The organism is Microcoleus sp. Pol14D4 (assembly GCF_036701245.1).
GTDB lineage: Bacteria > Cyanobacteriota > Cyanobacteriia > Cyanobacteriales > Microcoleaceae > Microcoleus.
Map to the genome: position 1 here is coordinate 1 of NZ_JAUBQM010000117.1, position 12,775 is coordinate 12,775.

The following is a 12,775-nucleotide window of genomic DNA, read 5'->3' on the forward strand; positions in this document are numbered from 1 at the left end:
TAGAGTCGAACTCATTGACCGGGTAACTGCATACAGCCTTTTTCTTGTCAATACCTAATACTGAACCGACGCTCTAGAGTTTGGAAGACTCGAATGCTACCGTTACACCATATCCGCAATTGTGGGGCTGGTGATAGGAATTGAACCTACAACCGACTGATTACAAATCAGTTGCTCTGCCTAATTGAGCTACACCAGCACGCCAAGCAGGTGGCGGGATTTGAACTCGCAAGAAAGCTTTACAAGAGCCTCATGTTGCCAATTACATCACAGCTGCATTTTTGGTGGCGGGGGCAGGAGTTGAACCTGCTATTAAGAGGCTTATGAGACCTCCAAGCCTACCCAGGCTACTTCACCCGCTATGTCACCAAATACCCCTGACTGGCATCGAACCAGCACTAACTAGATCCTAAATCTAGCGCCTCTACCGATTGGGCTACAGGGGCAAAACCGATTTGAGATTTGAGATTTGAGATTGAATAAAACCTCATACCCCTGACAGGCATCGAACCTGTAAGACGCTCATTCTGAGTAAGCGATGTTTTCCAATTACATCACAGGGGCAAAGTCGGGATGGTTGGATTTGAACCAACGACTCCATGCTCCCAAAGCATGGCTTCTGGCCGCTGAATTACATCCCGTTCATGCTCCTAGTGAGACTCGAACTCACAATCAAAATAGAACAGATTTTAAGTCTGCCGCGTCTGCCAATTCCGCCACAGGAGCAAGTAGAAACTTAGTTGAAACTTTGGTACTCCTGGTGAGATTTGAACTCACACAACACAATTTTTGAAATTGCGGCCTCTGCCAATTGGGCTACAGGAGCATCATTAATCTGCTTTTGTAATAGCAGAACTGGGAAGGCAGGGATCGAACCTGCATTTTTCCGCTTTCAAAGAGCGGTGCCATACCGATTAGGCGACTTCCCAATAACAGTTACTCAACTTACTAAATATTTAGATATTTAATATTTTTTATTTCGATTCCAATATCCTCTTGGCGGTTTCTGAATTCCATAAGTCTTACACCATTTTTATATTGCCTTGCCACTGACACCAAACTCTTTTGCTAAGCAAGTGGTTGGTTTTTCCCAAAGCATTTTTTCTAGCTCTTCTTTAGAGGGACGTTCAACTTTTCTGGCTTTCAGATGAGGAACTCTTTTGTTCTGGCGAGCTATGTAATTATTTGCTTCCGGCTCTCTGCGTTTACTGCCATAATTTTCAGTTTGTCTGTGACAGTTAGGGCAAATAAATCTCAGATTCTCTTGCCTATTATCTTGCCAATTACCATTGATGTGATCGATGTCTAAAACTAACTTCTCTCCTAACCATTCACTTTGCACCAAACATTTATTGTTTTCACATTTATACTCTCTACCAATCTCCATTAATGCTCTTCTAAGTTGGAATGTTGGTGTTCTTTGATTGCGCGAACTAAGAACCCAAATTTCTTGGCAAGGCTTTTTGGGATTAAGCCCTTTCAAACTTTGATCGGATTGTTTAAAGTGAGAAGTATCAATACCCAACTCTTTAATCCGCTTAGTTATGTAACCATGACTTCCACCACCTGCTATACCAAGTTGCCTTAAAACCCCACTGATAGAAAATGAATGTTTAACAGCTTCTTCCAAGATTTCTTTGGTGTATTTCATGAAAAGTGTAGAACTCAAGTAATTATTATATTATTATAAATGAGCTCTGCACCATGCTTTACCAACTTTTTAACGTTGTGTAAAATGGCTGCCCCAGTAGGACTCGAACCTACAACCTAACGGTTAACAACCGCTTGCTCTACCATTGAGCTATAAGGCAACGCAATCCCCCAAGTCAGTATCGAACTGACGACCTCTTATTCTTCAGACAAGCGCTCTACCAACTGAGCTATCGGGGGAAAACGGAGAAGGAGGGATTTGAACCCTCGACGGCTGTTAAACCGCTCTTTCTTAGCAGGAAAGCGCCTTAAGCCACTCGGCCACCTCTCCGAGCGCGAGAACGGAGGGATTTGAACCCCCAAATCTTCAGTTTCGTAGACTGAGATGTTATCCAGTTACACCACGTTCTCAAGATTGCAACTGCATATTAAATGCAGTTACAAATGGGTCGGGCTGGAATTGAACCAGCAACGCTTTAAGCTACTGTTTTACAGACAGCTACCCACGCCAATAGGAGGGCCAACCCAAGATACGAGTTTTGGTAGGTCGTCGAGGAATTGAACCTCGATCCATCCGCTTAAAAGGCGGCTGCAAAACCATTCTGCCAACGACCCACGAGAAGTGCTGACGGGAGTTGAACCCGCAATCACTTGGGTGAAAACCAAGCGGCTTAAACCATTTGCCTACAGCACTATAAATTGGCACAGGAACTGAGATTTGAACTCAGAATGCTGGTTTTGGAGACCAGAGTGTTGCCAGTTACACCATCCCTGCTTTTGGTGGCAGCGGCGGGATTTGCACCCGCATTGACCAAGGTATGAACTTGGCGCTTTACGATTAAGCTACGCTGCAATGTCACTTTCGCTTCGTTCCTTTTCAAAGTTAAAAAAATCCATTAAAAGACGGTTAGTTTAATCTTTTAATTTCTAATTTTTAATTTCGTATTGGGAACAGAGGTTAGGGCGGGATTTGAACCCGCGAAATTCGGTTTTGCAGACCGATGCCTTCAACCACTCGACCACCTAACCTGGGAGTCCCGACGAGGTTTGCACTCGCAATCTTCTCCTTGAGGGGGAGACGGCTTGACTTTTGCCTACAGGACTTTGACCTCCACCGAAAAACGGATACTTGCTTTCCGACAGGAGGTGTGGATTTTAGACCAAAGTTCCAATTCCGAGATTCTTCTCCTGTGGAGTAAATCTAAAATCTAAAATCTAAAATCTAAAATCGACTGACGGGAGTAACGAGACTTGAACTCGCAACCTTTCGCTCGACAGGCGACTGCTCTGACCGGTTGAGCTATACCCCCGCGAAAATGAACAATATTCTGTCCTTGAATTACTCAAGTTGGGACGGGGTGGCGGTTGATTCCGCGTACTACAACCCGATCGGGCTTTTGTTGCCGGAGTCTACACCGCCGATGTCCACAATTATGTGACACGATTAACTTCCTATTCAGTTTTCAAGGTTCATATTGCTCGTGGGGTAAGGCTTTGAAGCTCTTTCCCCTTCGCCGTACATTTATACTACATTGCGTAATACAAGACTGTCAAGGGGGTAATACAACTTTTTTTTAAATTGGGTTTTTTAAAGGGGTGTCGATCGCTCCAACCAACCCTATACGTTCCTCCAAATCCTTATATATCAATATTTTTGCTGCTAAACTGAGGTTGTGGTGCAAGGTAAATCTGATGCTGAAACTGTACTACACACCGATTTGTCTAAATTCTCGCCGTCGCGCGAGGTGGCACTTCTGGAAAATGCGATAATCAGCTTTTAGATATCAAATACTACAAATCAAACGTTGTCTGAATTGCCCTTAACTCCCGTGTCCGCATTGCCAGAAGCCGATCGCCCAAACCTCCATCACTGGCTATACTCGTTGGATACCTGTCCGAGCACCAACAGTTGGGCTATCGCCCGGGCGGCCCAACTCCACCACGGAGATGCAGTATTTACTAGGCGACAAACCAGCGGGCGCGGCCAACACGGGCGCACCTGGCACGCCCCAACTGGTGTCTTGACTGTTAGTTTTGTACTCGACAACCTCAACCCCAATCTGTTGCCAGGACTCAGTTTAGCAGCGGGTTTAGCGGTGATTTACGCGATCGAAGATTTGGTTCCCGACTGTCGCGATATGCTGCGCCTGAAATGGCCAAACGATGTCTGGATCGATCGCCACAAATTAGCCGGAATTCTCTGCGAAGCCACCAACGGCAATGTTTCTGGCAAAACTCGCGCCGTTGTGGGAATTGGACTCAACCGCTGCGTAGATTTCGCGGCTGCGGGATTGGATGAAAGGGATCTCGGCAATGCCGTAAGCTTGCATTCTATTGCTAGTAAAGTACCAGATGAACTGTGTTTGCTCGATCGGCTGCGACACTATTTACTCGAACTCGCCGATATGTTTTCTACCACAGACAAGCCAGCCTCCAAGTCCGGTTTAGCGCTACTTTTGCCGGAATTGCGCCGCCGCGATGCGTTGATTGGCTGCCCGGTGGCGATCGACCTTGCGTCGGAAACCATCTGCGGAGAAGCCGCCGGCATTGACGGAAGCGGTCGCTTGTTAGTATGCTTGGCGGGCGATCGAATACAAGCCTTTACCTCCGGGCGAGTTAGATTAATTTAAGAGGAAGAAGTTCGGCAACGGATTCTGTAACGGATGTAACGGATGTAACGGATGTAACGAAGAAGGAAGAAGGAAGTTCGGCAACGGATTCTGTAACGGATGTAACGGATGTAACGGATGTAACGAAGAATAAAGAAGGGAAATGCAGTCAGAGCAATATTTTTAGCAATTAAAAATGTCCTAACCTTCTTCCCAGTTACTATAAATTAAGAGAAAGAAGTCATTAGTCATTAGTCATTAGGGAAAATTCTCAATTAACAATGCCCGATGCCCTATTCCCTATTTTCAATTACCAATTCCCTATTTTAATTTATCACCTCAAATACTACCAATCTGCTCAACCACAGCGGTTGATTTGCCTCCACACCTTCCGGACGACCCTTAGTAGAAGCAACTTGTATTCTGTTGCCATTTATCCCTTGTCTAACCAAAATATTTTTCACATTTGTCGCCCTTTCCAGTGCCAACTTTTGATTTTCTACCGGAGTGCTTTTAAAATCGCTGTAGCCAACTATCCTTAAATTCTTCGTGCGATTTTTCTCCATATAGTCCTTGACTTTGCTAAGCTTTTCTGCTACATCTTTCGCCTGCAAACTTGCCGAACCTGCACCGAAATACACGCGAACAGGCATTATTATCTTTGGCGGCGGTGGAGTTCCTATTATCACTGTATTTGTGACAGACTTCACCCCCGGAATTTTCTCAAAAGCTTGAGTTATTTTCTGAGCATCTGGCACTTTGCTCACGCTGCCTGCAACGGCGACTTTTCCCTCTGCATAGCGAGCTGAGATATTAATGCTTTCTACTTTATTCAAAAGAGCTGCTGTCCGCTTGACATCGGCTTCGACTAAAACTGGATCGGGAGGTACTTCAACGGCTATAATTTTATTTTCAATTCTTGATTGTGGAGCCACTTGCTGAGCGATTTTTTCCGCTTTCAATCGCAGATTTTGATTCGGCACTCGTCCCGAAATCTGCAATAATTTATCTTTAACATCTGCCGCGATACGATAAACCGATAACTCTGGAGCAGATTGTAATGCTAAATTCGTATCTGCTTCTAAGCTGGCTTCAACTCCGCTGCGGTATTGATGAATTCCCCAAGGTACCCCAATTAAACCTAACGCTGCCAAACCGATAATTGGTAAAATGGGACGTTTAGAAGATTTAACTTTTACCTCTGTATCGATTAATTTTTGCAATTTCGAGTTGACTTCTGGTGGCACAGTTGCTGGATCGCCGTTAAATGACCGAATTATATCTCCGTATTCTTGAACAATATTGTTGAATATCGCTCGCATTTTATACTTAAACCACTGGCGGGTTTCTCCTTGCATCACTACTGCTAGATAACACGAACCCGCTACTTCCAATACGATCGTAGATGTGCCGTATTCTATTGCATCAATTTCTGCAATATTTCCAGACTGAGATATGCAATCGTTGACAAAAGCCCGAATAGCAGTGAGCATCCCCGCTACCATCTCTGATTCTAGCTGTTCGCGTTCAGACTTCTGCACTGCAGAAATTACTAAGCCCGATTCTGTTTGAATTAAAAAAACAGCTTTAACACTCAGAGGTGTTGTTTCTTTTATCAGCAATTCTGCTTCAGAAATGCCCTGTAATTTTGCTTTAATTTTGCGACTAATTCCCTCTGGACTTAAAGATGCTTCGAGTTTTTCATTAATGTCCCGCATCATCTCGGCGATGTATTTTAAAATCGTGCTGCCGATGATCGGATAAAGTGCATCCGACATTGCTTCTCGCTTGAGATGAATTTGCTGTTTGATAGCGGTGGCCATTTCCGGCGCGATCGCCATGGCAATTTCATCGGGCGATTCACTGATTCTGTGGCTGATTCCCACAGTCAGAGCAGGCGATATGGCTACTCCCATCGATTGTCTATTTTCTCGGCTTTTCGTATTAATTATTTCATCAATTATCGGAGCTATGGTTTCGACAAATGATTTTCTAGACTCATTAATTGTTTGGATCATCATTTCGGGAAAGATGACTTTAATTCTGGCAAGTAATTCTTCCCGATCGCCTCCCCATTCCGCATCAGTAATTTTGCGATCGAGTTCGCCTACTTTATCGTTGAGTCTGTAATTATAACTTACAACTTCATCTAACAAAGGCAAAATAGATTCGATGACAGACTTTTGCAGTTGGGCGTGATGGCTAACCATCAGCTCGTCAATCAAAGGTTTCAGTAAATCTGTAAACAAGTCTGTCGATTCATAAATCCGGTGTTCGATCGCTACAATCTTTTGTTCGATTTTCGCGAGTCTTTGATCGATCCTTTTATTCTGAATGATGGCATCGACAGCCGGGGCGATCGCAGATTCTATCTCCAGCTTTGCTTCCCCGATGTTTCGAGACAGCATTTCTACAATCACTGGCATTATTCTTGCCATCAACCCTTCTATCTCGCCTAAAACTTGCTGCTGAACTTCGACAATTTTAGTTTCATTATTTAATATTTGTGCTGCAATACCGCTGTTTTGAATAGCCGTGTTGACACCAGGTGCGATCGCCTCTCTCACCTCTAACTTTGTCTCCTCGATTTTCCGGTTCAGCGACTCAATCATTAACGGCATTAACCTTGCCATTATATCTTCTGGCTGAGTTTTTTGCTGTCGCTGGAGATTATTTAGTCTACTTTCTACATCGCTCAATTTTCCTTGAACTTCTCTTTGAAGAATTGCTGATTGTATCAAAGGTTCGATCGTCGCTGCTACTTGTAATTTTGATTCATCGATTTTCTGATTCAGCAAATCAGCTATTGCGGGCATTAGCATCGCCAGTATCTCTTCTGGCTTCTGAAGTGGCGACTGTTGTGTAGCCAGTCGCCGTTCGATGATGCTCAATACTTTTTCTTCTATTTCTACCCAAGCTATTCTTACCTGTACTGAGGGGGTGATAGCTTCTACAATCTCTGATTTTAATTCACTAATTTTGCGGTTCAGCAATTCGGTAACTACTGGTACTAGCTGCTTGATTAAGTCTTCCGGTTGCTGCTGGTAACGCTGCTGAATATTCGCAACTCTATCTTCAATTCTTACTACCTGTTCTTCAAGTCCGTTTTGATTGTGAATTACTTGATTGACTTTTGGTGCGATCGCCGAAGCTACCTCTAACTTAGACTCCTCTACCTTACGCTTCAGCAGCTCGCCCACCACCAACATCACCCGTTGCATTAACTGTTCTGAATTCGGCAGTTGCTGCTGGTTAAAGTTAGCAATTTTATTTTCCAAATCAGCTATTTTGGTCTGCAATTCGAGCTGATTAATTTGATCGCTGCTAGCGAGTTCGCTCGCCTTTTTTAATTCCGACTTCAACCCCTCTAATTCATCTCTCATCAACTCAGGAATTAACGGCTTCAGTAAAGTCATCAACTCTTGGGGTTCAGACATCAACTTCTCAAAATTTTCTAACCTTTGTTCCACGCTCAAAACATTACTGTAAAATTCCGGTAAATCCCTTTCAAACAGCAGTTGCTGCAACCGCTTAAACTCCTCTACTGCTTGTTCTAACTCTTCCTCAGACGGTGGATTTTTTTTTGCTATCTTCCGGGCTATAGATAAATCTGGTTCCTCATTATTGTTTTCTCGTCTTTGAGATGGGATCTCTTCCTCGTTAGTTAATACTTCGGGTACAATACTCGGTGATTCGATCCGAAAAGACAATTGTTTGCGCCGATTTTCCTCATTTTCCAATCGCTGAATAGACTTTTCCGCAAGCGGTAACTTCAGCTCGCTCGGTTCTTTTTTTGATTTCTTTAATAACTGGAATTCAGTCAGTATGGTTAGCAATTCCTGAAGTTGCTCTCCAGCTTTAGAACTTGCTATAGTTGCATCAGAAACTTCTTTTTCTGACTGATATATTTTCCCTGAATTGTCATTTGATGCTGCCATACTGCCCTACCCAAACGTGATTTTTATCGACCGAAGGAAATTACCAGCTTGCTTGCCGCCTCACCCCAGCGACAATCAATAGGAATGACACAATTTTTCCAAGCGTCAGGCGTACTAAAGCTATCGCCTTATTTTAACTGCTGTTCTGCGACTAGCCAACTGAGCCGCCAACTGCAATGCTGCCTTCATGCTGGAGGCATCCGCAATCCCTTGACCTACAATATCAAAAGCTGTGCCGTGATCCGGAGAGGTGCGGACAAAAGGCAAGCCAATTGTAGTGTTGACTGCTTTATCAAAAGCCATCAATTTTACTGGAATCAACCCCTGGTCGTGGTACATTGCCAAGTAACCGTCGTGAGCTTCCTTGGCTAAACCGTACCAAACTTTAGCCGGTTTTACCCACAGGGTATCAGGGGGGACTGGCCCGTCTAACTGCACTTGAGGAAAGCGATCGCGCTGCGTTTCCAACCAAGGTATCATCCAGTCTTGCTCTTCGTTTCCCAGTTTGCCATTTTCGCCGCTGTGAGGATTTAAGCCAGAAATCGCAATTTTCGGTCTTTCCAGCCCAAAATCTTCCCGCAAACAGTCTATCAGCAATTCTAGTTTTTCACTCAGTAATTCGGGACTCAACGCATCGGGGACTTGACGCAGGGCAATATGTGTGGTAGCCAGTAAAGTTACCAGCGTCCAGCCACTGTGGGGAGATGTGGCGGCAAACAGCATTCCGAACCGCTGCGATTTTGCCCTTTCTGCGAGGAGTTCTGTTTGTCCGGGATAATTGTAACCGGCCGCCTGCCAGCAAGTTTTGGAAATCGGGCCTGTCACGATCGCCGAGAATTCGCCGGCGATGGTACGGGCGATCGCACTTTCCATGTAAGCAAAGCTAGCGGCCCCGCTAGCTGCACTCCCGACACCGGGGACTATTTCGCCCCACTTGTTGTCTGGTTCAATATCAATAATATTTAATGTTTCGGGATTTGCCGCTTGTGCTGCGGGATTGCTCGATCGCAACTTATCGTAAGTTTCCTGCAAAACTCTCCTAGAACCTATAACCGTTACCCTCCAAGCAGCAGCGGGATCTGCCAATGCCTTGAGAATCACCTCCGGGCCAATTCCCGCCGGATCTCCGAGAGTTACAGCTAGTTGTGATTCCCGATCGAGACTCAAGGCAGTTTTCTCCAACAAAATACAGCAATTTCGGCACTGAAATTTTAGCATTCATGTACCTGGTTGCCCCAAATTATATTATCTTTATTTAATGCGATCGCCCAATTGGACTTATAAAACCATGAATCCTGAAATTTTCAATGCAGCCTTTTTGTCCTTTTCCCTAATTTTCGTGGGTATAGGTGGAGGCTTCCTCCTGCTCAAATTGCAAGGCGGCGAAGAATAAGTTTTTTTCAACCAATCCTTCAGAAGCCTTTTACCTTCTGCCTTCTAGAGTCTACTTGCTGCCGAAAGCCAGCCTTCTGCCGAATATCTCAAGCCTAAAATGAGAAAAATTCAGGTTTTTGTTAAGTTTTTATAAAAAACTTAACAAAAACCTGATACCATCTTATTGAAAGTTTAAGATTCATAATTAATCCCTAGATGACTTTATTGATTTTAGGTGCCACCGGCACTCTCGGCCGCCAAATAGCCCGCCGCGCCCTAGACGAGGGCTACCAGGTGCGCTGTTTAGTCAGAAGTTACAGAAAAGCTGCATTTTTGAAAGAATGGGGCGCGGAACTCGTACCGGGGAATCTTTGCCAGCCAGACACTCTGCCTCCGGCGCTAGAAGGCGTCAGTGCTATTATTGATGCAGCAACAGCCAGTGCTGCGGATTCTGTCAGCATCAAAAGAGTAGACTGGGACGGAAAAGTATCGCTGATCCAAGCAGCAGCAGCAGCAGGCATCAAGCGTTACATATTCTTTTCCTTTCTCGATGCCGAGAAATATCCCCAAGTCCCCTTGTTGGAAATCAAGCGCTGTACCGAATTGTTCTTAGCAGAATCCGGTCTAGACTATACAATCTTGAGACCTTGCGGCTTTTTACAAGGACTGCTGAGTCTGTATGCAATGCCGATTTTGGACAATCAGGCAGTCTGGCTGCCCAACAAGCCGTCAGCCCTTGCCTACATGAACACTCAGGACGTTGCTAAATTTGCCGTCCGGGCCCTTTCCGTTCCCGAAACCGAGAAAAAAAGCTTTCCGGTTGTGGGAAATCGCGCTTGGGATGCTGAAGAAATCGTGCGGTTGTGCGAACGGCTGTCAGGGAAGCAAGCCAAAATTACGCGCACCCCAGACGCCTTGTTGAAGGCTACTCGTCAATTTGCTAAGTTCTTTCAGTGGAGTTGGAACGTAGCTGACAGATTGGCTTTTTCAGAAGTTTTGGCCGCCGGAAAACCCTTGAAAGCTCCGATGGATGACGTTTACAGTGTCTTCGGAATCGACCCCAAAGAAACTACTACTTTGGAGTCTTATCTCGAAGAATACTTTAATCTGATTCTGAAGAAGCTCAAGGAAATAGAGTACGAGCAGCTTAAAACTAAAAAACGGAGTAAACAAAAAATGCCCTTTACATTTTAAAGTGCCGAAAGCTGGGATTATATACAACGACGTTAAACCTGTGGCTTGTCGCATTGCCGCAGAGTTGAAAGACAAGCTGACTGCCCGCGGCTGGGAGGTTTGCTCGGTTTCTGGTTCCGGAGGAATTCTGGGCTATTCTAGCCCCGATCGACCCCTGTGCCACACTCAGATCGAACAACTCGTCCCCCCCGGTTTTGACAGCGACATGGAGTTTGCAGTGGTTTTGGGCGGCGACGGTACGGTGCTGTCGGCATTTCGCCAAGTCGCTCCGATTGGAGTGCCGCTGCTGACTGTCAATACCGGTCACATGGGCTTTTTAACAGAAACTTACCTGAACTTGCTGCCGCAAGCTTTGGAAAAGGTAATCGCCGGAGAATACGAAATAGAAGAAAGATCGATGCTGGCGGTGCGGCTGTTTCGAGAAAACGACTGCCTCTGGGAAGCCCTTTGTCTCAATGAAATGGTGCTGCACCGGGAACCGCTGACTTGTATGTGTCATTTTGAAGTGGCGATCGGGCAACACGCCTCTATTGACATTGCCGCAGATGGAGTCATCATCGCGACTCCCACAGGATCGACAGCTTACGCCCTTTCTGCCGGCGGCCCTGTCATCATTCCCGGAGTGCCGGTGTTGCAGTTGCTGCCTATTTGCCCGCATTCAATGGCTTCGCGGGCTTTGGTGTTTTCCAACACTGAGCCGATCAAGATTTTGCCGGCGAGTCCAAACCGCCTGGTGATGGTGGTAGACGGTAACGGCGGATGTTATGTTCTGCCCGAAGATTGGGTGCAAGTCGAGCGATCTCCGTATCCAGCCCGGTTTATTCGGGTGCAATCTTTTGAGTTTTTCCACATTTTGCGGGAAAAATTGGGCTGGGGCTTGCCTCACATTGCTAAACCAAGTTCGGTTGAGTTGCCATGATAGTTGTTGGTAATGAGCGGAGGGCTAAAGTCCCCTCACTTCGGCTACGCTCAGTACGTCGCCTTTTAGGGCGGCTTTTTCTTTGTTTTTGGGCAGGATAAAGTTTGATCGGAATCTCCTACGGAATCCTTAATTCTCGATCGAGATTCCGAACCATCTCCAAACTCAGGCAGCGTTTATGATAGATGTATTCTCGTACTTCTGGGAGTTTAAACCATGTCTCTCGCTGAGTTAATACCTTTGGTGAACAATCTGAGCCAGTCAGACAAATTATCACTCTTCAAACTCCTAGCAGTGCAAATCCCAGACGCTGAACTACAAGTCATCTTTTCTGCATCAGAGTATCCGGTTCGATCGCTCTACGATGCAACGGAAGCGGCAAACATTATGATGCAGATGATTCGAGACGATCGAGAGGCATCTACTCATGCCTAGTTCGATCGAGTTTCCCTTTTCTGACGATGAAGCATTACCCACGATTCCCATAACTCTTATTCATGCAGGCTTTTCTGTCTCGGCGAATGCACTGCTAGATACTGGGTCTGCGGTCAATCTATTACCTTATGACATTGGTCTGCAATTGGGTGCAATTTGGGAGGAACAAACTGTCCGCTTGCCATTGGCAGGAAATCTGGCAACGGTTGAGGCGCGGGGTGTATTTGTAGATGTTCAAATTGGGAATCTGGAACCCGTTCGCCTAGCATTTGCTTGGGCACAAGCCTCTCAGGTTCCATTAATTCTCGGGCAAACCAACTTCTTTCGAGAATTTGATGTTTGTTTTGTGCGATCACGATGCACGATCGAAATTATTCGCTTCTAATAAGCATCGATGCAGAACTCGGAGTTTTATTTATAGCTTAACTCTCGATCGAGCTTCCGAATCATCTCCAAAGTCAGGCAGCGTTTGCGAGATAACGGCTTGGGCATCAGCGGTGGCAAGTATTTTCAAGTCATTATCAGAGTATTGAGGCCATCCGCTGCACGCCCTTGTTAGACTGTTGTATCACTTATTTTTGATATATAGCCTTTCTCAGAAAGATGAGGTACAATAACAGCAGTGTGTAAACCAGTTAAAAATATTTGATGATGTA

Annotated in this window: 9 protein-coding genes and 19 tRNA genes; 6 read left to right on the plus strand and 22 right to left on the minus strand. The window is 45.4% G+C overall.

The annotated features are described in order from the left end of the window. Positions 1-122 precede the first annotated feature (122 nt). From QUA33_RS26000 to QUA33_RS26095, 20 genes are all read right to left on the minus strand, one after another. Positions 123-199 (minus strand) — tRNA-Thr (locus QUA33_RS26000). A 6-nt stretch (positions 200-205) separates the two neighbouring features. Beyond that, positions 206-277: transfer RNA gene (locus QUA33_RS26005), tRNA-Thr, on the minus strand. Between the two features lie 95 nt (positions 278-372). Then, a tRNA-Leu gene (locus QUA33_RS26010) sits at positions 373-446 on the minus strand. 122 nt (positions 447-568) lie between these two features. After that, positions 569-641 (minus strand) — tRNA-Pro (locus tag QUA33_RS26015). Between the two features lie 4 nt (positions 642-645). Next, positions 646-726 (minus strand) — tRNA-Leu (locus QUA33_RS26020). A 23-nt stretch (positions 727-749) separates the two neighbouring features. Continuing rightward, a tRNA-Leu gene (locus QUA33_RS26025) sits at positions 750-826 on the minus strand. A 29-nt stretch (positions 827-855) separates the two neighbouring features. Next, positions 856-929 (minus strand) — tRNA-Gln (locus QUA33_RS26030). Between the two features lie 104 nt (positions 930-1,033). Further along, positions 1,034-1,651 (minus strand): hypothetical protein, encoded by a 618-nt coding sequence (locus tag QUA33_RS26035; protein ID WP_333152411.1) that lies wholly within the window; start codon positions 1,649-1,651, stop codon positions 1,034-1,036. An 85-nt stretch (positions 1,652-1,736) separates the two neighbouring features. Beyond that, positions 1,737-1,811 (minus strand) — tRNA-Asn (locus QUA33_RS26040). Between the two features lie 6 nt (positions 1,812-1,817). Continuing rightward, positions 1,818-1,890: transfer RNA gene (locus tag QUA33_RS26045), tRNA-Phe, on the minus strand. 4 nt (positions 1,891-1,894) lie between these two features. Then, positions 1,895-1,981 (minus strand) — tRNA-Ser (locus QUA33_RS26050). A gap of 5 nt (positions 1,982-1,986) precedes the next feature. Next, positions 1,987-2,061 (minus strand) — tRNA-Arg (locus tag QUA33_RS26055). A gap of 34 nt (positions 2,062-2,095) precedes the next feature. After that, positions 2,096-2,177: transfer RNA gene (locus tag QUA33_RS26060), tRNA-Tyr, on the minus strand. A gap of 13 nt (positions 2,178-2,190) precedes the next feature. Beyond that, positions 2,191-2,265: transfer RNA gene (locus QUA33_RS26065), tRNA-Lys, on the minus strand. Positions 2,266-2,270: 5 nt separating this feature from the next. Further along, positions 2,271-2,344: transfer RNA gene (locus tag QUA33_RS26070), tRNA-Glu, on the minus strand. Positions 2,345-2,350: 6 nt separating this feature from the next. Beyond that, positions 2,351-2,425 (minus strand) — tRNA-Trp (locus tag QUA33_RS26075). 3 nt (positions 2,426-2,428) lie between these two features. Beyond that, positions 2,429-2,503 (minus strand) — tRNA-Met (locus QUA33_RS26080). 102 nt (positions 2,504-2,605) lie between these two features. Next, a tRNA-Cys gene (locus QUA33_RS26085) sits at positions 2,606-2,679 on the minus strand. Beyond that, a tRNA-Glu gene (locus QUA33_RS26090) sits at positions 2,680-2,754 on the minus strand. A 132-nt stretch (positions 2,755-2,886) separates the two neighbouring features. Continuing rightward, a tRNA-Asp gene (locus QUA33_RS26095) sits at positions 2,887-2,960 on the minus strand. A 495-nt stretch (positions 2,961-3,455) separates the two neighbouring features. Here QUA33_RS26095 and QUA33_RS26100 point away from each other — a divergent pair. Continuing rightward, positions 3,456-4,280, plus strand: a complete 825-nt coding sequence (locus tag QUA33_RS26100) for a biotin--[acetyl-CoA-carboxylase] ligase (RefSeq protein WP_333152413.1) — start codon at positions 3,456-3,458, stop codon at positions 4,278-4,280. A 305-nt stretch (positions 4,281-4,585) separates the two neighbouring features. On the opposite strand, the gene QUA33_RS26105 is transcribed toward QUA33_RS26100, so the two are convergent. Beyond that, positions 4,586-8,197, minus strand: coding sequence for an OmpA family protein (locus QUA33_RS26105; protein ID WP_333152415.1), 3,612 nt, complete (start codon positions 8,195-8,197; stop codon positions 4,586-4,588). A gap of 120 nt (positions 8,198-8,317) precedes the next feature. Continuing rightward, the gene (pdxA, locus tag QUA33_RS26110; RefSeq protein ID WP_333152417.1) at positions 8,318-9,415 is read right to left on the minus strand and encodes a 4-hydroxythreonine-4-phosphate dehydrogenase PdxA; all 1,098 of its coding nucleotides are present in this window, start codon (positions 9,413-9,415) and stop codon (positions 8,318-8,320) included. Positions 9,416-9,485: 70 nt separating this feature from the next. On the opposite strand from pdxA, the gene petM reads away from it, so the two are divergent. The 5 genes from petM to QUA33_RS26135 all read left to right on the plus strand — a co-directional run bounded on the left by petM (position 9,486) and on the right by QUA33_RS26135 (position 12,504). After that, positions 9,486-9,590: a cytochrome b6-f complex subunit PetM gene (gene petM, locus QUA33_RS26115; RefSeq protein ID WP_172189541.1), complete on the plus strand. Its 105-nt coding sequence runs from the start codon at positions 9,486-9,488 to the stop codon at positions 9,588-9,590. A 197-nt stretch (positions 9,591-9,787) separates the two neighbouring features. Continuing rightward, the gene (locus QUA33_RS26120) at positions 9,788-10,765 is read left to right on the plus strand and encodes an NmrA family NAD(P)-binding protein (RefSeq protein ID WP_333152419.1); all 978 of its coding nucleotides are present in this window, start codon (positions 9,788-9,790) and stop codon (positions 10,763-10,765) included. Position 10,766: 1 nt separating this feature from the next. Continuing rightward, positions 10,767-11,684, plus strand: coding sequence for an NAD(+) kinase (locus tag QUA33_RS26125; protein WP_333152422.1), 918 nt, complete (start codon positions 10,767-10,769; stop codon positions 11,682-11,684). A 216-nt stretch (positions 11,685-11,900) separates the two neighbouring features. After that, on the plus strand, positions 11,901-12,119 hold the full coding sequence (locus QUA33_RS26130; RefSeq protein ID WP_333053554.1) for a hypothetical protein: 219 nt from the start codon (positions 11,901-11,903) through the stop codon (positions 12,117-12,119). Then, the gene (locus QUA33_RS26135; RefSeq protein WP_333152425.1) at positions 12,112-12,504 is read left to right on the plus strand and encodes an aspartyl protease family protein; all 393 of its coding nucleotides are present in this window, start codon (positions 12,112-12,114) and stop codon (positions 12,502-12,504) included. Before QUA33_RS26130 ends, QUA33_RS26135 begins: the two co-directional genes overlap by 8 nt. Positions 12,505-12,775: the final 271 nt, after the last annotated feature.